General features: G+C 44.9%; 23 protein-coding genes and 1 riboswitch. All 23 genes read left to right on the top strand.

All coding sequences use genetic code 11. The features are described 5' to 3' along the window. Nucleotides 1–212 precede the first annotated feature (212 nt). The 23 genes from infB (at nucleotide 213) to SPSPH_RS08900 (ending at nucleotide 24,721) form a co-directional block, all read left to right on the top strand. Nucleotides 213–1,967, top strand: coding sequence for a translation initiation factor IF-2 (infB, locus tag SPSPH_RS08790; RefSeq protein ID WP_416341267.1), 1,755 nt, complete (start codon nucleotides 213–215; stop codon nucleotides 1,965–1,967). A 28-nt stretch (nucleotides 1,968–1,995) separates the two neighbouring features. After that, nucleotides 1,996–2,352 (top strand): 30S ribosome-binding factor RbfA, encoded by a 357-nt coding sequence (rbfA, locus tag SPSPH_RS08795; protein WP_075755146.1) that lies wholly within the window; start codon nucleotides 1,996–1,998, stop codon nucleotides 2,350–2,352. Nucleotides 2,353–2,357: 5 nt separating this feature from the next. Further along, nucleotides 2,358–3,326 (top strand): DHH family phosphoesterase, encoded by a 969-nt coding sequence (locus SPSPH_RS08800; RefSeq protein WP_075755148.1) that lies wholly within the window; start codon nucleotides 2,358–2,360, stop codon nucleotides 3,324–3,326. Beyond that, complete coding sequence (gene truB / locus SPSPH_RS08805) at nucleotides 3,323–4,207, top strand: tRNA pseudouridine(55) synthase TruB (RefSeq protein ID WP_233138750.1); 885 nt, start codon at nucleotides 3,323–3,325, stop codon at nucleotides 4,205–4,207. The genes SPSPH_RS08800 and truB overlap by 4 nt, the downstream gene beginning before the upstream one ends. A gap of 180 nt (nucleotides 4,208–4,387) precedes the next feature. Beyond that, nucleotides 4,388–5,308: a bifunctional riboflavin kinase/FAD synthetase gene (locus SPSPH_RS08810; RefSeq protein ID WP_075755150.1), complete on the top strand. Its 921-nt coding sequence runs from the start codon at nucleotides 4,388–4,390 to the stop codon at nucleotides 5,306–5,308. A gap of 146 nt (nucleotides 5,309–5,454) precedes the next feature. Further along, nucleotides 5,455–5,721, top strand: a complete 267-nt coding sequence (gene rpsO, locus SPSPH_RS08815) for a 30S ribosomal protein S15 (protein WP_075755152.1) — start codon at nucleotides 5,455–5,457, stop codon at nucleotides 5,719–5,721. 134 nt (nucleotides 5,722–5,855) lie between these two features. Next, the gene (locus tag SPSPH_RS08820; RefSeq protein WP_075755154.1) at nucleotides 5,856–7,967 is read left to right on the top strand and encodes a polyribonucleotide nucleotidyltransferase; all 2,112 of its coding nucleotides are present in this window, start codon (nucleotides 5,856–5,858) and stop codon (nucleotides 7,965–7,967) included. Nucleotides 7,968–8,136: 169 nt separating this feature from the next. Further along, on the top strand, nucleotides 8,137–8,862 hold the full coding sequence (locus SPSPH_RS08825) for a polysaccharide deacetylase family protein (protein WP_223225981.1): 726 nt from the start codon (nucleotides 8,137–8,139) through the stop codon (nucleotides 8,860–8,862). Between the two features lie 165 nt (nucleotides 8,863–9,027). Further along, nucleotides 9,028–10,257, top strand: coding sequence for a glycosyl hydrolase family 18 protein (locus tag SPSPH_RS08830; RefSeq protein WP_075755156.1), 1,230 nt, complete (start codon nucleotides 9,028–9,030; stop codon nucleotides 10,255–10,257). 30 nt (nucleotides 10,258–10,287) lie between these two features. Beyond that, a complete protein-coding gene (locus SPSPH_RS08835) occupies nucleotides 10,288–11,178 on the top strand; it encodes an N-acetylmuramoyl-L-alanine amidase family protein (RefSeq protein WP_075755158.1) in 891 nt (296 codons plus the stop codon). A 371-nt stretch (nucleotides 11,179–11,549) separates the two neighbouring features. Beyond that, a complete protein-coding gene (locus SPSPH_RS08840) occupies nucleotides 11,550–12,803 on the top strand; it encodes a M16 family metallopeptidase (RefSeq protein WP_075755160.1) in 1,254 nt (417 codons plus the stop codon). 12 nt (nucleotides 12,804–12,815) lie between these two features. Next, on the top strand, nucleotides 12,816–13,259 hold the full coding sequence (locus SPSPH_RS08845; protein ID WP_075755162.1) for a deoxyuridine 5'-triphosphate nucleotidohydrolase: 444 nt from the start codon (nucleotides 12,816–12,818) through the stop codon (nucleotides 13,257–13,259). A gap of 76 nt (nucleotides 13,260–13,335) precedes the next feature. Further along, nucleotides 13,336–13,653: a hypothetical protein gene (locus SPSPH_RS08850; protein ID WP_075755164.1), complete on the top strand. Its 318-nt coding sequence runs from the start codon at nucleotides 13,336–13,338 to the stop codon at nucleotides 13,651–13,653. A gap of 12 nt (nucleotides 13,654–13,665) precedes the next feature. After that, the gene (locus SPSPH_RS08855; RefSeq protein ID WP_075755166.1) at nucleotides 13,666–13,938 is read left to right on the top strand and encodes a YlmC/YmxH family sporulation protein; all 273 of its coding nucleotides are present in this window, start codon (nucleotides 13,666–13,668) and stop codon (nucleotides 13,936–13,938) included. A gap of 65 nt (nucleotides 13,939–14,003) precedes the next feature. Then, complete coding sequence (locus SPSPH_RS08860; protein WP_075755168.1) at nucleotides 14,004–14,693, top strand: general stress protein; 690 nt, start codon at nucleotides 14,004–14,006, stop codon at nucleotides 14,691–14,693. Between the two features lie 237 nt (nucleotides 14,694–14,930). Further along, nucleotides 14,931–15,103: riboswitch (Lysine riboswitch) on the top strand. A 288-nt stretch (nucleotides 15,104–15,391) separates the two neighbouring features. Continuing rightward, complete coding sequence (dapB, locus tag SPSPH_RS08865) at nucleotides 15,392–16,186, top strand: 4-hydroxy-tetrahydrodipicolinate reductase (RefSeq protein ID WP_075755170.1); 795 nt, start codon at nucleotides 15,392–15,394, stop codon at nucleotides 16,184–16,186. 52 nt (nucleotides 16,187–16,238) lie between these two features. Beyond that, a complete protein-coding gene (locus SPSPH_RS08870) occupies nucleotides 16,239–17,270 on the top strand; it encodes an aspartate-semialdehyde dehydrogenase (RefSeq protein ID WP_075755172.1) in 1,032 nt (343 codons plus the stop codon). A gap of 10 nt (nucleotides 17,271–17,280) precedes the next feature. Next, a complete protein-coding gene (gene dapG, locus SPSPH_RS08875) occupies nucleotides 17,281–18,501 on the top strand; it encodes an aspartate kinase (RefSeq protein WP_075755174.1) in 1,221 nt (406 codons plus the stop codon). 15 nt (nucleotides 18,502–18,516) lie between these two features. Continuing rightward, nucleotides 18,517–19,401, top strand: coding sequence for a 4-hydroxy-tetrahydrodipicolinate synthase (gene dapA, locus SPSPH_RS08880; protein WP_075755176.1), 885 nt, complete (start codon nucleotides 18,517–18,519; stop codon nucleotides 19,399–19,401). A gap of 268 nt (nucleotides 19,402–19,669) precedes the next feature. Continuing rightward, nucleotides 19,670–21,289: a ribonuclease J gene (locus tag SPSPH_RS08885; protein WP_233138930.1), complete on the top strand. Its 1,620-nt coding sequence runs from the start codon at nucleotides 19,670–19,672 to the stop codon at nucleotides 21,287–21,289. A gap of 150 nt (nucleotides 21,290–21,439) precedes the next feature. Beyond that, nucleotides 21,440–22,231: a ClpP family protease gene (locus SPSPH_RS08890; RefSeq protein ID WP_075755180.1), complete on the top strand. Its 792-nt coding sequence runs from the start codon at nucleotides 21,440–21,442 to the stop codon at nucleotides 22,229–22,231. Next, nucleotides 22,231–22,464: a YlzJ-like family protein gene (locus SPSPH_RS08895; protein WP_075755182.1), complete on the top strand. Its 234-nt coding sequence runs from the start codon at nucleotides 22,231–22,233 to the stop codon at nucleotides 22,462–22,464. The genes SPSPH_RS08890 and SPSPH_RS08895 overlap by 1 nt, the downstream gene beginning before the upstream one ends. Before the next feature lie 91 nt (nucleotides 22,465–22,555). Beyond that, nucleotides 22,556–24,721, top strand: coding sequence for an FtsK/SpoIIIE family DNA translocase (locus SPSPH_RS08900; RefSeq protein WP_075755184.1), 2,166 nt, complete (start codon nucleotides 22,556–22,558; stop codon nucleotides 24,719–24,721). Nucleotides 24,722–24,739: the final 18 nt, after the last annotated feature.

Raw genomic sequence — 24,739 nt, forward strand, 5'->3', positions numbered from 1 at the left:
CTGGGCAGCAGCGCCAGCAGCCGAATCCGGCTTCTGGGGCGGATAACAGGCCACAGGGACAGCAAAATTCACAGTTTCAAAATAATAATCGCCGTTCGACCAATAATAATTCGCGCCGTGGCCCCGGGCAGGGGAATAGGAATTCGCAGCAACGTTCCGGCCAGCACAGAAACCAGGCCGGCAGGAATCAGTTTACTCCGCCGAAAGCTGAGATGCCAAAACCTAAGAGCATCAAAATTGGCGAATCAATTACGGTAAAAGACCTGGCCGGCAAAATGGGCCGGGAAGCAGGCGAAGTAATTAAAAAGCTGATGATGCTGGGAACCATGGTCAGTATTAATCAGGAAGTCGATTTCGATACAGCCACTATCTTAGGCGGTGAATTTGGCGTCACTGTTGAAGCTATTCCGCCGGAAGAAGATCCGACAGAAATTCCGGAGATTGAAGATGATGAAAAAGATTTGGTTCATCGTCCACCGGTTGTTACGGTTATGGGGCATGTTGACCATGGCAAAACCTCACTGTTAGACTCTATTCGGCAAACCCATGTGACATCGCAGGAAGCTGGCGGGATTACCCAGCATATTGGTGCTTATCAGGTAATGTGTCAGGGCAAAAAGATTGTCTTTTTGGATACTCCGGGCCATGAAGCGTTTACTTCCATGCGCGCGCGCGGCGCTCAGGTAACTGATATAGCCATTTTGGTTGTTGCCGCTGATGACGGTGTTATGCCTCAAACGATAGAAGCTATCAATCACGCCAAATCGGCAAAAGTTCCGATTATTGTTGCCATTAACAAAATAGATCGTCCGGGTGCAAACCCAGACCGGGTCAAGCAGCAATTGGCAGAACATCAGTTAATACCTGAGGACTGGGGCGGCGACACTATTATGGTTCCGGTCTCAGCCCATCAAAAGACAGGTATCAGCGACATTCTGGAAATGATTTTATTAGTGGCGGAAATGCTTGATCTTAAGGCAAATCCCAATCGTCTTGCTTATGGAACCATTATTGAGGCCAAACTTGATAAAGGGCGGGGACCGGTATCAACCGTACTTGTGCAAAAAGGTACGCTTAGAATCGGTGATACCATCATTGCCGGTACCGCTTATGGTAAAGTGCGGGCAATGACCAATGACCGTGGCGAAAAAATTAAGAAGGCTGAACCCTCTACACCGGTAGAAGTATTGGGATTGGCCGATGTTCCCCAGGCGGGTGATATTTTAGTGGCAGTTGACGAGCGAACTGCCAGGGCTGTGGCTGAAAAACGTGTGGCCAAAAAACGTACAGAAGATATCAAGCAGTCGCAGAAGGTCTCACTGGATGATTTATTTAAGCAAATCCAGGAAGGAAGCTTAAAAGATCTTAACATTGTAGTGAAAGCCGATGTTCAGGGATCGATTGAGGCTCTGCGTCAATCACTGGTAAATATCAAGAACAATGAAGTGAGAGTAAATATCGTTCATGCCGGTGTCGGCGCCATTAATGAATCGGACGTTATGTTAGCAGCCGCTTCTAACGCCCTGATCATTGGTTTTAATGTCCGACCTGACGGTAATGCCCGCAAAGCGGCAGACACTGAAAAAATCGACGTTAGAACCTACCGGGTTATCTATGAAGCCATTAATGATGTAGAGGCTGCCATCACCGGTATGCTGGCTCCTGAGTTTAAAGAAGTCGTTTTGGGACATGTAGAAGTACGCCAGGTAATTTCTATCCCTAAAGCAGTGGTTGCCGGCTCCTATGTAACGGAAGGAAAAATCACCAGTACCAGCCAAGTGCGGATCTTGAGAAACGGCATTGTTATTCATGAAGGAAAACTCGAATCATTGCGGCGTTTTAAAGATGATGTCAAAGAAGTCGCACAAGGGTATGAATGTGGCATAACTGTTGAAAAGTTCCGCGATATTAAAGAAGGCGATATCATTGAAGCCTTCACCATGGAAGAAGTCGCACCGCGCGCTTAATGATGTTGTAGATAGCGGAGGAATTATTATGGGACAACTGCGGGTAGAAAAGGTGCAGGAATTTATCAAACAGGAAATTAGCAAGATAATCCTGACAGATCTCAAAGATCCCCGGATAGGCTTTGTAACAGTTACCAGGGTGGAAGCCACCGGTGACCTTCGTAGTGCTAAAATATATCTCAGCCTTATGGGCAGTGATGAACAAAAGGCTGAAACCTGGGCTGGATTAACTAAAGCCTTAGGCTATATGCGTGCCGAAATCGGCAAACGCATCCGGATGAGATGTACGCCGGAATTATCACTACACCTTGATGAAACCTTAGAATATAGTGCGCGAATTCAGGAGCTCATCTTGAAAATTAAGCAGGAAGAAGGCAACCAGTAACACCGATGGAAGTGTCGATTGCAGACAGCGCTACGCTGTTAAATAAAGCCAACAACATCATATTGACTGCTCATGTTCATCCGGACGGTGATGCGTTAGGGTCGCTGTTTGCCCTCTACAGCTTTCTGTCAGCGCAGGGCAAACAGGTAAGAATCCTGCTTGATGATGAAGTTCCTCGGGCTTTCTACTTTCTCCACGGCTGGGAGAAGGTAGAAAAGCCTGAAGGTATTGTCCATACCGCCGATTTACTGGTAGTGCTTGATGCCAGTGATCTGGAGCGAATTGGGAAGGTAAGTGAGGTTATAAAAGCCCCTATACTGAACCTGGATCATCACATATCCAACGTCAAGTTTGCCGATTATTGGTATATTGATAGTCAGGCGGCCGCTACCGGCGAAATTATTTTCAAGATATTTAAAGAAGTAAATGCCAATATCACGCCAAGTATGGCTGAAGCATTGTTTACGGCCATAGCCACTGACTGCGGTTTTTTTCGCTATGCCAATACTTCAGCTCAAACCCTCAAAATTGCGGCGGAATTGGTGGAACTGGGTGCTCAGCCCCATGTTATCTCCGAACGTCTTGAAACCAAACCAAGGGCTGTTATTGAAATGCTGCCCAAAGTGCTTGAGACGCTTGAGATCATCGATTGCGGCGATGCCGGGAACATAGCTACAATCGTGTTAAACTATGATGCAATAACCAAACTTAAGGATGACACAGAAGGCTTTATTAATTATCCGCGTAACATTGACGGGGTTGAAATAGCCATTATGTTTAAGGAAGCAGATGATAATAGTGTGCGGGTAAGTCTGCGTTCAAAGACAGCAGATGTAAGCAAGCTGGCCCTTTCTTTTGGCGGTGGAGGGCATGCGCGGGCGGCGGGGTGTACGGTAGCTGAGCCGCTTGACCGTGCTAAAACATTGGTTGTCGAGGCAGCAAGAAAACAATTAGCTGCAGGTTTTATTGCATGATGCACAGTGGTGTGATTAATGTACTTAAACCGCCAGGGATGACATCTCATGACGTGGTGTCGTTTATTCGCCGCTTATATGGTATAAAACGTGTCGGTCATGCCGGTACGCTGGACCCGGCGGCAGCTGGCGTTTTACCAATCTTTTTAGGTAATGCAACCAGACTTGTTGAGTATCTGTCAGACGCAGACAAGCATTACCGTGCTGAACTTACCTTCGGGTTTGAAACAGATACCGGTGACGATACAGGTCAAATTATTGCCAGCAGTCCGTACACAAGGCCGTCGTCAATACAAATAAGGGAAACGCTGGCAGCGTTTATCGGAGTTAACGAACAGATTCCCCCCATGTATTCAGCGGTGAAAATTGGCGGTAAAAAGTTGTATGAGCTGGCTCGTGCCGGTCAGGTAGTTGAGCGGAAACCTCGAACCATTATGATCCATGCTATTGCATTGGTGGCAGAGCATGAAGCAGGCCTTGTGTTTGATGTAACCTGTTCTAAAGGAACCTACATTCGGACATTATGTGCTGATATTGGCCGTAAATTGAATTGTTTGGCAGTCATGAGTTTTTTGGTAAGAACCCGTGTCGGTAATTTTTGTCTGGAACAGTCTTTAACCCTTGAAGAAATTGCTTTACTCAAGGAAAAAGCCGTCCAAAAGCCTGATAGTGTTCTTACTCATTTTCCCGCTGTGATATTATCTGAACAAGATTCTAATGCTGTAAAAAATGGACGCAGTATCTGCTGTCAGGCAAATGCCCTGGATTTGGTTACAATCTACGACTGGCAGAAAACTTTCATTGGCATTGGACGGAAAATAAGCGGGGCCGAAGGTCAGTCGCTACTAACGCCAGTTAAAATATTAAGTCCGGACCGGTAGCGTTCCGGACTATTGGCTTGCCTAACAGAATTTATAAATTTTGCGCGCCACTCCAGCGATTTTTCTTAGCAAAAGTCACCCCTTATAATTTTTGCCCTGATAGGAAGGCTATAGCTAGCGCTTGCCAGGTATTGCGCTCAAGCCTTCTGTAAGGCGGTAACGAGGAGAAACAGAGAAACTATGGAAGTATTTACACAGATAAAAGACATACATCAATATCCGGGCATTTATATGGCGTTAGGAACTTTTGATGGTGTTCATGTTGGACATCAGGCAATCATTTCACGTACTGTCGAGCTGGCGAAAAACGAAAACTGCTTGAGCTCTGTGTTTACTTTTAGCAATCATCCTCTAAATGTTATTAATCCAGAACATTGTCCACCGCTCATTATAACCAACCCGGAAAAGGTTAATTTAATTGCAGCCCTGGGAGTTGATATTTTATTTAATATCCCCTTTACAAGTCAGCTTTTACAACTGACGCCTGAGAGTTTCGTTGCAATGCTGGTCAACAACCTTAAGCTGAAACATGTGATAGTCGGAGAAAACTTTACCTATGGGTATCGGGGGGCAGGGACGTCGGACATGTTGAAAAAGGCTGGCGTTCTTCACGGGTTCAGCGTCGATGTGGTACATATGGTTGATATCGAAGGTACTGTTGTGAGCAGTACTGTTATCCGGCAATTAATTAAAGAGGGTGAAGTCAAACAGGCGGCTGTTTTGCTTGGCCGCTTCGTAACCATCACCGGGGAAGTTATCAAAGGCGACCAGCGGGGTAATAAATTAGGCTTTCCTACCGCTAATTTGGCTATTCCCCAAGGCTTGCTGGTTCCCGCTGACGGAGTTTATGCCGTGTATGCCATAGATAAGTCCGGCCAAAAATTTAATGCAGTAGCCAATATTGGCAATAATCCTACCTTCACGCGGCAATCCCGCCGGATTGAAATCCATATTTTGGATTTTGACCGTTTGATTTATGGAGAACATCTTCAGGTACAATTTCTTGACCGAATTCGCGGTGAGATTGCTTTTAATTCCATCGAGCAACTAAAACAGCAAATGGCTAATGATATCAATTTTGCGCGAAAAAATTACTTTTAAAGCGCTATAAAGGTTTACATGTGTTAATCTTTATGTTAGTATATATTTTAGTGATTAAATCACATATAACCATAGCGAGGATAGTCGAGTCTCCGGCGATGTCTTGGCTAATGGGGGTAAAGCTACGTAAAAGGAGGTGAACCATCGTGTTGACACCTGAAAACAAACAGAAACTTATTGAAAAATATCGTGTACACTTGAATGATACCGGATCACCGGAAGTTCAGATTGCGATTCTTACCGAGCGCATTAATTATTTGACAGAACATTTAAGAGAACACAAAAAAGACCACCATTCCCGTCGCGGTCTATTAAAAATGGTTGGTCAGCGCAGAGGTCTCTTAAACTATCTGCGTGAAAATGATATTGAACGCTACCGTTCAATCTTGGAAAAACTCAACTTGCGGAAATAGAAAAAGCGGATTTTCCGCTTTTTTTTATTTATTTTCCAGGTTAAAGAAAAATAAAAAAGGGAATAATAAGAAAAATGTCGAACAGTTAATCTTTGCTAAAAGAAAAGGGGTTTAACAGAGGAGGAAAACAAAATATGGAGAAATTCCAGATGGAATTAGGTGGCCGTACCCTGGTCATTGAATCAGGTAAAATGGCTAAACAAGCCAGCGGTGCCGTTTTGGTACGTTACGGTGACACGGCTGTGCTTGTGGCTGCGACTCAGTCGGCCGAGCCGCGGCCGGGCATTGATTTTTTCCCATTGACTGTTGATTATGAAGAACGCTTATATTCGGTTGGCAAAATTCCCGGTGGCTTTATCAAACGGGAAGGGCGTCCAAGCGAAGCCGCCATTTTAGCCGGACGCTTAATCGACCGGCCGCTTCGACCGTTATTTGCCGATGGGCTGAGAAACGATGTTCACGTTGTGGCTACTGTCATGTCGGTAGATCAGAACAACCCGCCGGATATCCCGGCAATGATTGGTGCATCCTGCGCTTTAGGCGTATCTGATATTGGTTTTAACGGGCCAATTGGCGGTGTGCGTGTAGGGCTGCTTGACGGCAAGCTTATTTTGAATCCCACGGTGGAAGAGCAGGAAAAAAGTGAGCTTAATTTAGTCGTAGCAGGTACCAAAGATGCCATTTTAATGGTTGAGGCAGGGGCCAATGAACTGCTGGAAGAAACCATGCTTGAAGCAATTTTATTTGGTCACGAAGCCATCAAAGAAATAGTTGCTTTCCAGGAAGATATTATTGCGAAAATCGGTAAACCGAAAAAGGAAAAACCGTTATATGAAGTCCCTGCCGATATTGATGCAGCTATGCGGCAGTTTGCAACAGAACAGTTAAAGGTAGCTGTAGTTAATTCGGATAAGCATACGCGTGAGGAAAATATCAAACAGATTAAAAATGAAGTTGTGGCACATTTCCTTTCGCTATATCCTGATAATGAAAAAGACATTAATTACATGTTCCAAAAAATTCTCAAAGAAATTGTACGGAAAATGATTACCGTTGATAAAATCCGTCCAGATGGCCGCCAGATTGAAGAAGTACGGCCTATTACTTGTGAAGTAGGCCTTTTGGCACGTACTCATGGGTCAGGCTTGTTTACTCGCGGACAGACGCAAGTCTTCACGATAACCACCCTGGGAGCCATCGGGGATGAACAGATTCTTGACGGGCTTGGTGTCGAGGAATCCAAACGCTATATGCATCATTATAATTTCCCTTCCTTCAGCGTAGGTGAGACTCGTCCTTCACGCGGTCCGGGCCGTCGCGAGATTGGTCATGGCGCACTGGCTGAGAGAGCCTTGCTGCCTGTAATTCCCTCAGAAACTGATTTTCCTTATACCATCCGGTTAGTGTCAGAAGTGCTGGAATCCAATGGCTCAAGCTCTATGGGCAGCGTATGCGGCAGTACATTATCATTAATGGATGCCGGTGTGCCGATTAAAGCTCCCGTATCCGGTGTAGCCATGGGTCTGGTTAAAGAAGGGGATCATTATACGATCCTGACAGATATTCAAGGCATGGAAGATGCACTGGGTGATATGGACTTTAAAGTAGCCGGTACGGCAAAAGGTGTAACAGCTATGCAGATGGATATGAAAATATCCGGCATTACGAAGGAAATTTTTGAAGATGCGCTGGCTCAGGCCAGGCGGGGACGCATGCATATAATGGGCAGAATGCTTGAAGCTATTGCTGAACCGAGAAAAGAACTTTCGCCGTTTGCACCGCGCATTATTACGATGGAAATTGATCCTGACAAAATTCGCGATGTCATTGGACCAGGCGGTAAGATTATTAAAAAGATTATTGAGGAAACAGGCGTGACCATCGACATTGAGGATGATGGCAAAGTATTTATTGCCGCCGTTGATGTTGAGGCCGGTCAAAAAGCAGTGAGTATAATTGAAAGCCTGGTACGCAGCGTGGAAGTTGGTACCACCTATACGGGTAAAGTCACCCGCATCATGAACTTTGGTGCATTTGTCGAGATTCTGCCTGGGAAAGAAGGCCTTGTCCATATTTCACAGCTTGCGCGCGAACGGGTAGCCAAAGTAGAAGATGTTGTTAAGATTGGCGATGAAATTATGGTTAAAGTTACAGAAATTGACCGCCAAGGCCGTATTAATCTGTCGCGTAAAGAGTTGTTAAAAGCAGAACCGCCAAAGGAAAACCGCCCTGAAGTCGGCGAATAATACCATATCGGTCAAACAATTTAGGGACTTGGCAGCAGCCAAGTCTTTTAATTTTGCTCATAAATGACTGGCACCATTAATACACTGTACTATATGTGAGCGAGTAGATAGTACCTTGCGTCACCTCACTATTTAAGTGATGCGGGGTATTAGGCAGGAGTTGATTGTTATGCAGTGTAAAATGATAATGGTAGGAAAAATTCGCCAGTGGTATGTGTATTTTTCTATTGGTGTCTTTTTGACAATAGCTATGTTATCAGGCCTGCTCCAGCCGCTGCTGGCTACTACCCAACTGACGACTGTACCGCCGCCCATTTTTCAGGGAAATCAGTCGCGGCCGCAAGTGGCATTTGCTTGCAATGTATTCTGGGGCGAAGAATACCTCCCCGATATGCTTAAGACATTGGATAAAAATAATATTCACATCACTTTTTTTATTGGCGGCAGCTGGGCTAATAAATATCCTGAAATACTGAAGGATTTAGCCAATAGAGGACATGAACTGGGTAACCATACCTATAGCCACCCGCACCCTAACAACCTAAGCAAAGAGAAAAACAAAGAGCAAATCATAAAAACAGAAGAATTAGTGAACAATCTTACCGGCATAAAAACAAACCTGTACGCGCCACCTTATGGTGAGTATAACAATACAGTATTGCTGGCTGCGCAGGAATTACAGTACACTACGATCATGTGGAGCATTGATACGGTCGATTGGAAGCGGCCGCCGCCGGAAATACTTAAGGAGCGGGTATTGAAAAAGCTTCATAACGGCGCCATTATTTTGATGCATCCAACCGCGCCTACCGCCCAGGCTCTTCCCAGTCTTATTGAGGAAATACAAAAACGCGGATATACAATAACTACGGTATCTGATATACTAAAACCGTAAAAACAGGCAGGCGAAAGCCTGCTTTTTTATTGACCAAATGCAATAAATGTGATACTATGTGTTTACATAAAAAAGTAACATGTAGTTATTATGCTTGCTTTAACAGAAAGCATGGCTTTCTAAAAGCAGGATAAGACAACTTATCTGCTGGGATGGAGGTAGCTGATGAAAAAGTATAAGCAGGCAACGGCTTGGTTAGTCATGATGACTGTTATGGCGACTTTTATGCTGCCGGTTATGCCGGCACATGCTTTTTCCGTATCTGATATATTAGGACAGGCTGCCGGGACTGCTGAGTCCGGCGGGACGAGTGGCGTGAGTGCAGGCAAGGGGGTAGTTGATATTATCCTTGGTCTGTTCCTGGGTAAAGTCCTGGGAAATGCTGCCAGCCCAGATGCAGCTGTTCAAGACAATAGTTCCGATAATGGCTTAAAGACCAACTTAGCGAAAGAGTTTGTCGGGTTTTATGCTGAATGGTGGGGGGAAGATACTTCCTCGTATAACTCTATGGTTCAAAATGCTGATGTAATTAAGACCATTGCGCCTTTTTGGGCTACCATGCAGGCCGATGGCACACTAACCGACCGGGGTGGCAATGACCATATAGCTGTGGTTAACACTGCTCATCAGAAAGATGTGGCAGTATTGCTGTTGGTGAATAACGCTAAACAGGATAACGCGCCACCGGTGCATACTGTTCTGGCAAACCCTGCTCTTAGAACCAAAGCGATTGATAATTTTGAAGCCTATATTAAAAAGTACAATCTGGATGGTATCAATGTTGATTTTGAAATGGTGCCGGCAAAAGACCGTGATCTTTTAACGGCCTTTATGCGTGAGCTTTATGGCCGCCTCAAACCGCAGGGATATATTGTTTCCATTGATGTTTTTCCTAAACAGGATGAGAACAATGATGTGGCGGCTGCCTATGACTACGCCGAGTTAGCCAAATATGCTGATAAAATTATGATCATGACTTACGATAATCACGGTGCCTGGAGTGGCCCGGGGCCGATTGCTGATATCCGCTGGGTGGAAAACAACTTAAAATATGCGTTGAAATCTATTCCTAAAGATAAACTCTATCTTGGCATTGCTGCTTATGGTTATGACTGGTCGGCACAAGGAGTCCAGTCATTAGAGTTTGACGCTATTATGGATTTAGCTCAGCGTTATGGTAAAACCGTGCAGTGGGATGACACAGCTAAATCTCCTCATTTTAGCTATACCGCAACAGACGGTACAGCGCATACGGTTTGGTTTGAAAATAGCGAAAGCTTGAAACACAAGCTGGCACTTATTACCAAGTATGATATTGCCGGTGCCGCCATGTGGAAACTTGGCGAAGAAGACCCGGCAGTGTGGCCGGTATTGAGGGACAAGTTCCGCAAATAACCAACTAATAAACGACACAGGAGGTTTGTTGTGTATAAAGAAAAAATAATGATTATAGCTATGCTTCTCGTTTTAGTATTTAATGTCGTGGCACCTGTACAAGTTAGCCATGCGGCATCTTTAAATAGTGTTGTCAGCACTCTGGGGGCTTCGACTGTTCCCGGAACAGATGGCGGCGGCAGCTCTGGCGGATCTAATATCTTTGAAAAGCTTTTTAGTTTTTTATTTGATAAAATTCTTGGCCCAATACTGAATATTTTTGATGGCGGCAAGGCGGCAACAACTTCGCCGGATAGTCCGGTAAAAGTGACACCGCTTCCGTCCGGAGACGGCAGTTCTGTTACCGGCAGCAGCGGTGTATTGCGTGGCAAAGTCATTGTTGTCGACCCAGGCCATGGCGGCAGCAACCCTGGGGCGGTAGCCAACAATACCCGGGAATCGGATAATAACTTAGCTGTCAGCAAAAAATTGCGGGACAAGCTGACAAGCGCCGGCGCCAAAGTAGTTATGACCAGAGAAACTGACCGCACCGTAGCTGCCGAGGGCAGCTCGCTTGGACAGGAATTAGCCGCAAGGGTAAATATTGCCGAAGCTAACAAGGCTGATATATTTGTTAGTGTCCATTCCAATTCTAATCCCAATCCTGCCATTTACGGAGCAATGACCTTTTATCCCAGCGGCAAGTCTTCCCAGCTTGCACTTAAAGTGCAAAACGGTATTGTCAAAGCGACAGGTGCTGTAGATAAAGGTACATCGCCGGCAACCTTCCACGTTCTCCGCAACACCAGCATGCCTAGTATTTTAGTTGAGATGGGATTTGTGACAAACGCCGGCGAAGCGCGTAAACTGCAGGAAGACAGTTACCGCAATAAAATGGCTCAGGGTATTTTCGATGGGATAGTAAGCTACTTTGCTAACTAATTCTATAAATGGAGACTTGATTCAAATGGGGTTTTAACCCCATTTGAATCTTAGTCGGAATTATCCAGGGACTTAGCCGCTCGCCTGTGCCCATAGGGGTCTCCCGCTTGTGAAGCGGAGTCTTAGAGCGGGTTAGTCATCGGATAAATTAGTTTCTGTAAACAGAGATAAAGCAGGCTAAACTTCAATTGATTTTGGTCAATCTGAAGTTTAGCCGGTTATCTCTGTTTTTTTCTTTATTGAATTTAGGTATAATAAGGAATATGCTTATTTTGATAAATTGCATTATAATAGGTATGTGAAATGATAAAGATTTTCTCCCAGGCATACTGGTGGAAGCTTTAACTTTGGCTTGAGGAAAAGGAGACTGTATGTACCGAAAATCAGTGTTACCTAATGGGGTTCGTGTTGTTTCGGAGACTATTCCGTATGTTAAATCAGTCACCATGGGAGTATGGATGGCTACCGGATCACGGTTTGAAAACGAAGAAAATCATGGTGTTTCTCACTTTATTGAACATTTGATGTTTAAAGGTACCGCCCGGCGGTCGGCCAAGGATATTGCTGAGACGGTGGATGCTGTAGGTGGTCAGCTTAATGCATTTACCGCCAAAGAGTGCACTTGTTATTATCTAAAAGTGTTAGACTCGCATGCCGAGCTGGCGATGGATATTTTAAGCGATATGCTGCTACGGTCCAAATTTGCCGAAGATGACATTGAGCGGGAACGTCAGGTAGTACTTGAAGAAGTACATATGTATGAGGATACACCTGATGAATTGGTTCATGATATTCATTTAGATACTATCTGGCCGGCTCATCCGCTTGGCCGGAATATTTTAGGCACACTTGCTTCGATAGAATGCTTTGACCAGGCGTTAGTGAAAAAATATTATCAGGATTTCTATACACCGGATAATTTGGTTATTGCTGCAGCTGGCAATATAAGCCATGATGCTTTGGTACAGTTGGCAGCAAATTATTTTGGTCAAATGCAAGGCCAAAGCCGAAATCTGGCAATCACTGCTCCGGCGTTTGCTCCGGCGAAAACCATTGTCAGCAAAGACATAGAGCAGGTACATGTGTGTTTAGGTACAGCAAGTGTGCCACAAGACAGCCCGGAAATATATCCTGTTCATATTCTGAATAATATTTTAGGCGGCGGGATAAGCTCCAGGCTGTTTCAATCTATCCGGGAAGAGCGGGGACTGGCCTATTCCATTTATTCCTATCAAACTAATTACCGGGATGCCGGCTTATTCACTATCTATGCCGGAACCCGGCCAGGCAATGTAAATCAGGTTTTAGATCTGATTCTGGAAAACCTAAGAGAATTCAAAGAAAAAGGAATCAGTGAACAAGAGTTAACTAAGTCCAAAGAGCAAATAAAGGGAAATTTGCTGCTGGGACTGGAAAGTTCAAGCAGCAGGATGTCCCGTATTGGCAAACTGGAAATTACTTTAGGCAAATTTGTGTCCTTAGACGAAGTTGTCGGTAAAATTGACAGGGTAACGTTAACCGATGTCAATCAGATGATTGAGCAGATGCTTACTGCCAAGCAATTGTGCTTTACTGCCCTGGGGCCTGTTGATTCTGCAAAAATTAATACGAACTTTAGGATTTAAAAGGGGAATAGTATGACAAGAGGGTTTGAGGTAATTACCCAATATAAGGACTGTAATGTAATTTTGCCTGTACGCAAGACCGGATTAAGTGCCGGCTATGATATTGCCGCCGCTCAAGAAACTACTTTATATCCCGGAAAGGTGGCCTTGATTCCGACAGGCCTCAAAGCTTATATGCAGGAGGATGAATATTTAGGTATTCACATCCGTTCCGGTTTATCCATTAAACATAGTTTGAGCTTAATCAATGGGCAAGGAATTATTGATGCCGATTATTATAATAATCCGGACAATGAGGGACATATTCTGGTTGGCATATTTAATCATGGTACCGAGCCTTTGACAATCAGAGCAGGGACTAGAATAGCTCAGGGAATTTTTTATAAGTATTTAAAGACAGATAATGATTGTGCTGCCGCTGTCCGGTCAGGTGGCTTAGGCAGTACCGGCGAGTGAAGCCGGGCTGATTTTTCGTTCATATTTTAGTCTAAAGCGCCATATACATTGGTAGAAGCCGGTTAGGGGGGATACGATGTATACATGGGCGGCGTTGGTACTCATTATTCTTCTCCTTATGGGATCGGTTTGGCTGCGTGTCTGTCGCTCTCGTACCTTATTGGACAGCGCACCTTTGCTGGAACCCAAGCCATCACCTTTTTCCACCGCTGTACAGGATTTAGTAGCTACTGCCGGCGGGGTATATCTTTCGATGGTAATGGTGGTTTCCTTCCTGAAACTTGAGTTGCCTGAGAAAATAACGGTCGGGATACTTTCGTTTGATCCGTTGGCTATGACGTCGATTGCTATGGCGGTTATCCAGCCGCTTTTTAGTAGACTATTTGGTAATTAAGTGGGTGAGGATATGCGGATAAGTGAAATGGCCGGAAAAGAAGTTATTAATTTGGGTGATGGAGCCCGGTTGGGCATAATCGGTGAATGTGAAATTACTTTTGACAGTCGGACAGGGGTTATTGGCGGCTTGGTATTACCCAAACGAAGATCCCTCTTTAACTTTTTAGGGGATGGTCAGATAACCACAATACCCTGGCAGGCCATCAAACGGATTGGTGACGAGGTTGTTATTGTTGATTTGAATAATGCTTATGAACGAATGTATTCTACGTTTAGGGAATAAAAAACTTATACATGGTCAACCTAACATTAGATTGTATATCACACTAATGTTAGGAGGCTTTATTGATGGAGACAACAAACAGTAACAATGGTGGCAATCAAATAGCAGGTAATGTTAATAATCAGGCGATGAACCAAACTACAGGACAGGCAGGCAATGCCATGTTCAATGCCAATACAGGTGCCCAGCCGGCGGCCACTTCCAATCAAATGACGGCAGGCACCATGCAGGGAAATCAGGTAACTCAGTCAGCTCAGGGAAATACTCAGGGGGTTAAAAGTGTAATCGGCGTGTTTGATGGCCGGAATAATGCGGAGCAAGCGGTTAATTCCCTCAGGGCGCAAGGCTTTACAACAGAAGAAATCAACATTGTTTCTAAGAACAAAAACACAAAAAACACCCAAGGTGATGGATCTTTTGAAGATGACATTACCGATGGTACTCTTACAGGTGGCACCTTAGGCGGAATTGGCGGTTTGCTGCTGGGAGCGGGTGCTTTAGCCATTCCCGGAGTAGGGCCAATTGTTGCTGCCGGTCCGATTGCAGCTGCTTTAAGCGGGGTTGTGGCCGGTGGTATTGCCGGTGGTTTGATTGACTGGGGCATTCCCGCTGAGGTGGGAAAACGCTATGAGCAGCATGTAGTGCAAGGGGGAATTTTGACTATTATCCGCGCCGATGCAGCTAAGGCTAACCAAGCGGCTCAGATCCTTCGCCAAAATGGTGCCAAGGATGTCGAAACTCACGCATTAAGCTAAAAAAAACCGGGGGAATCCCCCGGTTTTTACTCAGTTTATACAACACAGCGCCGCCGGCGTTTAACTCCGCTTATATATAACGGCCGCCCGCGCCTCAGTAATATGATGGTTATAAGAAACTTGTCGGTGGTTTTTCCTGCTTAGACCGTAAAATACACTATTTTATAATATTTATTTGACAACGTTGGAACCTTTGGTATAGAATGTGTATAAAATGAATAAGCAACATCCTATACAGGATGAAGTAGAGGTGCGGGAGTTAACAGTACTTTCAGGGAGAGCGGCGTCGATGAGCTGGAAGGAAAGGGACAACCGCCGAAGTAAAAGCAGGACTGCCAGTCTCTTTTACTGGTCTTATATCAAACAGGTTTAAGACTGTCACCATTACTTGGTGGAGTGCTATCTCATCTGATCAGAGGAATATACGTTTGTATTTTCCTAAGGTTAGACCAATGCTGTCTTTAGGGCAGCCGGCGAGAAATGCACTCACCGGCTGCTTTATGTTTATGCCTTTGACTTTTCTAAGGATTTGGCAAAAGCGAAGGTTTTTCCCTGAGATTAACCCGCTCTAGGACTCCCTTTTTCAAAAGGGAGTTAAGAGCAGCTAAATCCCAGGATAAGGGCGACTAACCTTCAGATGGGGTTAAAACCCCACCTGAAGCTAAGTCTGCTTTATCTTAATAGGAGGTGGACAGCGTTTGATAAGAGTAATGGTATGTGGAGCTTATGGCAAAATGGGGCGGGAAGTACTGCGCGCAGTTCATGAGGACCAGCAGTTAAGTATAGTTGGTGCGATGGATATTAACTCAGATTTTGCCGATGTAGGGGATATTATCGGTGCAGGCAAAACAGGAGTAACTGTAGGCAATGATCTGGTTACGGTTATCAATGAGACAAAACCACAAGTTATGGTTGATTTCACTAATCCTGAAGCAGTTATGAATAATACTCAACTGGCAATTAAAAACGGTGTGTGCCCGGTAGTTGGAACTACCGGCTTAGCGGAAGCCGATATTAATGAGCTCCGTAAATTATGTACAGCTTCTAAAGTTAATGCAATTATTTCTCCTAATTTTTCCATAGGTGCAATTCTCATGATGAAACTGGCGCAAGAAGCTGCTAAGTATTTACCGCATGTCGAAATTATCGAAATGCATCATGATCAAAAACTTGACGCACCTTCCGGCACCGGCCTGAGGACGGCGGAGATGATTGCCAGTGTGCGAGGTGAAATGCGTCAGGGTCATCCCCGGGAGACTGAGAAACTGCCTGGTGCGCGTGGGGGCGAATTAGCGGGAATTAGGCTGCATAGTGTTCGCTTGCCAGGCTATGTTGCCCATCAGGAAGTAATTTTTGGTGGTTTAGGACAAACGCTTAGCATTCGCCATGATTCAATATCCCGCGAATCCTTTATGCCGGGAGTTGTACTGGCTTGTAAAAAGGTACTGACTGTGGATGGGCTAATAGTTGGCCTTGAACATATAATGGACTAAAGTCTTGTATAGTAGTACAAAATAATGTGAAAAGCTTGGGGGAGTGGCTTACATGAAAAAGTATAATGTAGCAATTGTAGGTGCAACTGGAGCAGTTGGGCAGGAATTTTTAAGACTTATTGAAGAACGCAAATTTCCGTTTAATGAATTAAAATTGTTGGCATCTGAACGATCAGCCGGAAAATCCATAGAATTTATGGGAAAAAGTTACATAGTTGAAGAAGCAACACCAGAGGCTTTTAACAACGTGCAGTTTGCTTTGTTTGCCGGCGGTTCGATCAGTAAAACACTGGCACCTGAAGCTGCTAAACGGGGAGCTGTTGTTATTGATAACTCCAGTGCCTTTCGCATGGACCCGGAAGTGCCTTTGGTAGTGCCGGAAGTTAATCCTGAGGCCATAAAAAAGCACAAAGGAATTATTGCCAACCCTAACTGTTCAACTATTATTATGGTTATGGCTTTGAAGCCTATTTATGACGCTGCCAAAATAAAGCGGATTGTTGTATCAACCTATCAGGCAGTCTCTGGCGCCGGCAAGGAGGCTATTGACGAACTGACAGATCAGGTTAAGGCCATTATGGAAAACCGTCCGGTAGAAGCTAATATATTGCCAAGTGCCAGTCTGCCCAAACATTATCAGATAGCCTTTAATCTGTTGCCACATATTGATGTCTTTGTTGAGGACGATTACACTAAAGAAGAAATGAAAATGGTACATGAAACTCATAAGATATTGAATGATTATTCTATCGGAATCACTGCGACCACCGTAAGAGTACCGGTATATCGCAGTCACTCTGAATCAATAAACATAGAAATGGACGGTCCGCTGTCCCCGCAAGAGGCAAAACAGCTATTGGCTGAATTCCCAGGCATTATTGTACAAGACGATCCGGCAGAAATGCTGTATCCTATGCCTTTATATACTTCTGACCGCAATGAGGTATTCGTTGGTCGTATCCGCCCGGATAAAACGGTTCCTTATGGGCTGAATATGTGGGTAGTAGGCGATCAGATTCGAAAAGGTGCAGCTCTTAATGCCGTGCAAATTGCCGAGTATATGATTGAGCATAACTTAATTTGAGGTGTACAAAATGCGAATACTTGTCCAGAAGTTCGGGGGCACATCTGTAGCGTCACCCGAAGTGAGGGAACTGGTTCTGCGTAAAATTGAGAAGGCGCGGGAACAGGGCTTCAATCCGGTAATTGTGGTATCGGCAATGGGGCGCCAGGGAGCTCCTTATGCCACCGATACGCTGCTTAGCGTCGCACGTTCGGTGTATAAAGGGATTGCGGCCCGGGAACTGGATCAGATTATGTACTGCGGTGAAATGATTTCAGCTGTAGTTATGGCCGGTACTTTGCAGGCTGCCGGTATGGCTTCTGTTATGTTAACAGGCGGGCAGGCAGGCATTACCACAGATGATAACTTTACTGACGCCCGTATCTTAAAATGTGATCCAACACGGATACTTAGCCTGTTAAAACAAGGAAAAGTCCCTGTTGTCTGTGGTTTCCAAGGTATGACTGATGAAGGTGAGTTTACTACCTTGGGACGTGGCGGCAGTGATACAACTGCCTCGGCGTTAGGTGCAGCGCTCAATGCGGAAATGATAGAAATCTATACCGATGTTGACGGCATCATGACCGCTGATCCAAGAATTGTAGAGAATGCTAAAATCCTTGATTGCATAAGCTATGGTGAAGTGTGTCAACTGGCGCATCAAGGGGCTAAGGTTATTCATCCCCGGGCAGTGGAAATTGCCATGCAAAAAAATATTCCACTGGTAGTAAAATCCACCTTTAGTGATGCTCCCGGCACACTTATCACCAATATTGCCCAAGAGGATACCAGTGAAGCTGCGGTAGTTGACAGAGTGGCTACAGGGGTAACTTACCTGACCAATATTGCCCAGTTTAAAGTTCATCTTGACGATACCATGGGAAGTGACAGCAGCTTTAACGTGTTTAGAACTATGGCTGAAAGTGATATTAGTGTTGATTTAATTAATGTCCATCCGGGACAAATTATGTTCACCATTACTGCTGAGCACGTAGAGCAGGCTTCAACCAAACTCAAGCAGCAAGGCTATCATATCGAAATCTTGGAAAACTGTGCGAAAGTGTCGGTAGTTGGTGGCGGAATGCGTGAAGTTCCCGGAGTTATGGCAAACTTTATCGAAGCTCTATCACGTAATAAGATTGCTATTTTGCAAACCGTAGACTCGCATACCTCCATTTCAGCGCTTGTACCCCAAAGTGACGTTGGAGCCGCTGTTAAGTCGCTTCATGAAAAATTTGGTTTATCAAATTAATAAGGGGAGAGTATCATGAGGAATTTCGGACGAGTCTTAACCGCGATGGTAACCCCGTTTAATGTTGACTACAGCGTAAATTACAATGAAGCAGCGAAACTGGCGAAATACCTTGTAGCTAATGGTTCTGACGGCATTGTTGTGGCCGGCAGTACCGGGGAAGCGGCTACTCTTTCAAAGGATGAGAAGCTGGAATTATTCAGGACGGTATTGGATGCAGTGGGGGACAGTGCTACCGTCATTGCGGGAACCGGTTCAAATGATACCAGAGCATCGATTGATATGACGCAGGCAGCCGAAAAAATTGGTGTACATGGAGCTATGCTTGTAGGTCCTTATTATAATAAACCGCCGCAAGAAGGATTTTATCAGCATTTTAAAGCTATTGCCGACTCAACGGGGTTGCCGCTTATTGTATATAACGTTCCCGGTCGTACTGCTTCTAATATTTTACCGGCAACGATTGCCCGGCTGGCGGAAATTAACAATATTGTAGCAGTCAAGGAAGCCAGTGGCAGCTTAGATCAAATTTCTGAAATTATCCGGATAACGCCGAACGACTTTTTAGTGTATAGTGGTGATGATGGATTGACACTACCGCTTTTAGGCGTAGGCGGCAATGGGGTAATTAGTGTTGCTGCACATATTGTCGGCAAGCGTATGCAAGAGATGATAACCGCTTTTTTTGCCGGAGATATAGCCAAAGCACAAGCAATACATCTTGAACTTATGCCTTTCTTCAAAGCCATTTTTATTACAACTAATCCGATACCGATTAAAGAATGTGTAAATATTATCGGCATTAACGCAGGTCCCCTGCGGCTGCCGTTAATATCACCCACTGCGGGTGAGACGCAGCAGCTTAAGCAGGTAATGCAATCAATCGGTGTTTTACAGTAAATTTGGACCGGCAGCGAATGCTGCCGGTTTTTGCATGTGTCGCCAGAATTTGCATATAATATTCTGAGCGAGCAGTACCACTTGTTGTCATAGGCAGGTAAATCGGTTATAATTATTCACAAGTGGGCAGGACGGCCGGTTTTTTAGTTTATGGTTAATGAACGGGCGCTTACAACTTAATGATTCGTATGGTTACTTTATTTATTTGGAGGTGTATGTTTTTTTGTCACGACAACCAAACAAAGTACAGATAATTCCCTTGGGCGGTATGGGGGAGATCGGTAAAAACATGACGGTCATACGCTATGGTGACGAAATCATAGTAATTGACTCAGGTTTAATGTTCCCTGAAGACGACATGCTGGGGATTGATTTGGTTATTCCTGATATTACCTATCTGTTGGACAACCGCGATTTAGTGAAGGCGGTTGTTTTAACGCATGGGCATGAGGACCATATCGGTGCCCTGCCTTATGTATTAAAACAGCTGAATGTCCCTGTATATGGCACTCGTTTGACTCTTGGCATTCTGGAAGGCCGTTTGAAAGAAAACAACGTTCCTGCGACTAATCTGAATGCCGTTAAACCAGGCGACCGAATTCAGATTGGCAATTTTAAAATCGGTTTTATCCGGGTAAGTCACAGTATCGCCGACTCAGTAGCTTTATCCATAAAAACACCGGTTGGTGTGATTGTCCATACCGGCGACTTTAAACTTGATCAGACTCCGGTTGACGGTAAAGTTACTGATTTTCACCGCTTTGCCGAGTTAGGTGATCAAGGGGTTCTGGTACTTTTGGCTGATAGTACCAATGCGGAACGACCTGGTTACACGCAAAGTGAAAAGTCGGTGGGAGTCACCTTTGACGAGACTTTTCGTAGCGCGCGGGAGCGTATTATTATTGCTTCCTTTTCTTCTAATATTCACCGGATTCAGCAAGCCATTGATACTGCTTGCAAATACCGGCGCAAGGTAGCTATTCTTGGACGCAGCATGGTTAATGTTGCCAATATCGCTCTGGAGCTAGGCTATTTAAATGTGCCTGAAGGGATACTTATTGATATTGATGAAATTAATAATTATCCGTCTTCAGCAGTTGTTATTCTGACAACAGGCAGTCAGGGGGAACCGATGTCGGCTTTAACGAGAATGGCGATGTCGGAACACAAAAAGGTTGAAATTGTTCCGGGAGATACGGTAATCATTTCAGCCACACCAATCCCCGGCAACGAGAAACTGGTTTCACGCACAATTGACTATCTTTTTCGGCAAGGTGCCGAAGTGGTATATGAAGCGGCCTCCGGCATTCATGTTTCCGGCCATGCAAGCCAGGAGGAGCTCAAATTAATCCAAAACCTGATCCGGCCGAAATTCTTTATCCCGGTTCACGGAGAATACCGTCACCTGGTAAAGCATGCTCAACTGGCGCAATCCATGGGGCTGCCTAAGGAGAACGTTTTTGTTGCAGAAAATGGCCAGGTATTGGAGTTTACCGCCGACAAGGGGCTGGTAGCCGGCAAGGTAACTTCCGGCAATGTCTTAGTAGATGGCCTTGGGGTTGGTGATGTGGGCAATATTGTACTTCGCGACCGCCGGCAGCTTTCACAGGACGGAATATTAATCATTGTGGTCACGATGGACAAACAAGGCGGGCAAGTGGCCGCAGGCCCGGATATTGTATCCCGTGGTTTTGTCTATGTACGCGAGTCTGAACAGCTTATGGAAGATGCCAAAGAGCGTGTCAGGCAGGCGTTGGAAAAGTGTGAAAATAACGGTATTACGGAATGGGCCGCCATTAAATCCAATGTTCGTGATACGCTGGGCAAATATTTATATGAACGTACCCGCCGCCGTCCTATGATTTTACCGATAATCATGGAAGTATAATAATGAAGCCTTGAGTGTTCCTGCTGAAAAACCAGGCACCTCAAGGCTTATTTATTTGTTTTGCCGGCAAGGCCTGTATGAAATCTCAATCAGCGCCAATACTATATATGGATAAAAAATAACTAGCTTATTGGCTGGAGGGATATGTAAATGATAGTTAATGATAATCCGGTAGTTGCTCCTCCGGGTACTAATCCTGAAGCACCTCAAATAAATCCGTCGCCGGCAGAAAGTCCGAAAAAAAGCAGACAAGCCAGGAAAACAGCAGCAGCCGAAAATATCCAGGAGTTAGGGACACCCGAAGTACCAATAGCGAAGACCAATATTCATGTAATGACTATAATTGGGCAAATTGAAGGCCATATGGTTTTACCGCCTCAGAACAAAACTACCAAATATGAGCATGTAATGCCACAGATTGTCGCGATTGAACAGTCAAATGAAATCGACGGTTTGCTGCTGGTACTCAATACTGTAGGCGGCGATGTTGAAGCAGGGCTGGCCATCGCTGAAATGGTTGCCAGTATGTCAAAACCCACTGTTTCCATAGTATTGGGGGGCGGGCATAGTATTGGCGTACCGATTGCCGTTTCGGCGACATATTCGTTTATTGTGGAGAGCGCTACCATGACAATTCACCCTATCAGGCTTACCGGTTTGGTCATAGGCGCGCCAAGCTCCTTTGATTATCTCGAAAAGATGCAAGAGCGTGTTAATAAATTTGTGGTAAGCCATTCCAATGTAACTGAAAAGAAATGGAGAGAATTTCTCTTCAAAACAGGTGAATTGTCCCGGGACATCGGAACTTCGGTAGCTGGCAAAGATGCTGTTAAATATGGTTTAATTAATGAAATAGGCGGCGTATCGCAAGCCTTGAAAAAACTAGAGGAACTCATTGAACTGCAAAAAGACCATAAAGAAGGTAAGGGGCTGAAACAGTAATGATTCTTTGGACAATTGTTCCGGAAGAAGTAGTGTACGGCGACCAAAATCAGCCGCAGCCAGCTTATGAAGAAATTGAATATGCAGGACAAAAGGTAATGGCGCAAAAAATATCGCATAATGAATTTCGTGTTGTTCGCTTATTGACCACCGATCCTCTCGACTACCTTCGCAATGAATTGCAGCCGGGAACAATTATCACTTATAAACCGGTTATTCAGGCGCTCTCATAAAAGAGGGCGTTTTTCTTTTGCCTTAAAAATACTAAAAATAAAGGAATTTTTCTCATAATGTAGAACCCTGTACTAGTAGAGGTGGTATGTTTTGCCTAAATGGTTAGACCATTTGACTCCGGAATTGCGACATGAATTATTGGGTATAACAATGTTTACCGGCGGACTGCTGGCGTTAATTAGCCTGCTGGGTTTGAATGTTGGTCCGTTAGGGGTATTTATTGCTAAAATACTTACATATACTTTTGGAATTGGCGCGGCAGTTGTACCTTTAGTGTTGTTAATCGTTGGACTAAAGTACATTGTAGCGAAAAGCCCAATTATTTATTCAGTCAAGTTTTGGGGCTTATTGCTTTTTTATCTTATGGTTTTAGCAATTTATCATCATGTTAAGATTCCGGTTGGTCAGGAAATAATGCCTGATAGCTTGGTGACAGGCGGCGGCTTTACCGGCGGTGTGCTGCTTTTTTCTTTGCGTAAATTGTTAGGAGTGCATGGTTCCATCATCGTACTTTCCGCCATGTTGCTTTGTTCAATACTAATGATTACGACCTGGTCACTGGCGGCAGCATTGCTGACAGCTAAAGTCAAGGCGGTAGACAGCCTGACTTCAGCCAAGGAAGCTATCGCCGCGTCTGCAGAAAATATTTTCTCAGAACAAGAGGAGCCACCAAGCCGGCCTGCTTTTTATGACCAGCAGTGTGATGACAAGCCGGAATTTATTGTCAAGACGCCCAAAAAAGAAAATAGTATGCCTAAAGAGGGGATCGCCACAGCAGAACACTCTGAACCGGAGTCTTTCGTGCCAGTCAGGCCTGAAGCGGCTGAGGCGACTGCAACATATGGGTTGCCGCCGGTATCTATCTTAAAAAAACCAAACCGTCCACGCTTAACCAAGCTGCCGAAAGAAGTTACCGACAACGCCCGTATACTGGAACAGACGTTAGACAGTTTCGGCGTCAGTGCCAGAGTGATAAATACTTGTCAGGGACCGACAGTTACGCGGTACGAACTTGAACCCGCTCCTGGTGTAAAAGTAAGCAAAATAGTGAATTTATCAGATGACCTGGCGCTGAAACTTGCATCGTCAGGGGTTCGTATTGAAGCTCCTATTCCCGGTAAAGCAGCTATTGGCATTGAAGTGCCCAATAAGGAATTATCCGGTGTTGCTTTAAGAGAGGTTTTGGAAACTGACGAATTTGTACGTTCTTCCTCCGGTTTGACAGTAGCGTTAGGCAAAGACATTGCAGGACAGCCAATTATTGCAGACCTGGCTAAGATGCCGCATTTGCTGGTTGCGGGGGCTACCGGTTCAGGCAAAAGCGTTTGCATTAATACGTTGATAACCAGCGTGCTCTTTAAAGCGCGTCCTGATGAAGTAAAATTAGTATTAATTGACCCTAAAATGGTGGAACTATCCAACTATAATGGTATACCGCATTTGCTGACACCTGTAGTGACAGACGCCAAGAAAGCGGCATCGGCCTTAAACTGGGCTGTACAGGAGATGGAGCGCCGTTATGAAGTTTTTGCTACCGCGGGAGTCCGTGATATTGCACGGTATAATGAGCTTCATGCCGATAACCACCTGCCCTTAGTGCTGATTATCATCGACGAGCTGGCTGATTTGATGATGGTAGCCCCTGTCGATGTTGAGGATGCCATTTGCCGCCTGGCACAAAAAGCCCGGGCTGCCGGTTTGCACCTGGTACTGGCCACACAGCGTCCTTCGGTTGACGTTATTACCGGTACAATTAAGGCCAATGTACCTTCCCGCATTTCTTTTGCTGTCTCGTCACAAGTCGACTCACGGACAATTTTAGACAGTGCCGGGGCCGAAAAACTGTTAGGCAAAGGGGATATGTTATTTTACCCGGTCGGGGCTTCAAAACCGCTCAGGGTGCAGGGAGCCTTCATTGCCGATAGCGAAGTGGAAGCCCTGGTAAACTATATTAAGGAACAGGCTGAGCCGGAATATAATGATGGTATAACGACTGTGGAGAGTGGGAATGCCGGTAAAGATGAGCAAACTCATTTTGAAGATGAACTTTTGGAAGATGCCGTGAATATGGTGCTGGAAACCGGACAAGCTTCTGTATCCATGCTGCAACGCAAATTTCGTATTGGCTATACGCGCGCGGCCAGGTTAATTGATACTATGGAAGAGATGAAAATTGTCGGACCCAATATAGGTAGTAAAGCACGGGATATTATTATGACTTCTGAACAAGTTAACGTAAGATATTTCAAGAAATAACTCTCTTTTATGCTTAGC

The organism is Sporomusa sphaeroides DSM 2875, assembly GCF_001941975.2.
Classification (GTDB): Bacteria; Bacillota; Negativicutes; order Sporomusales; family Sporomusaceae; genus Sporomusa; species Sporomusa sphaeroides.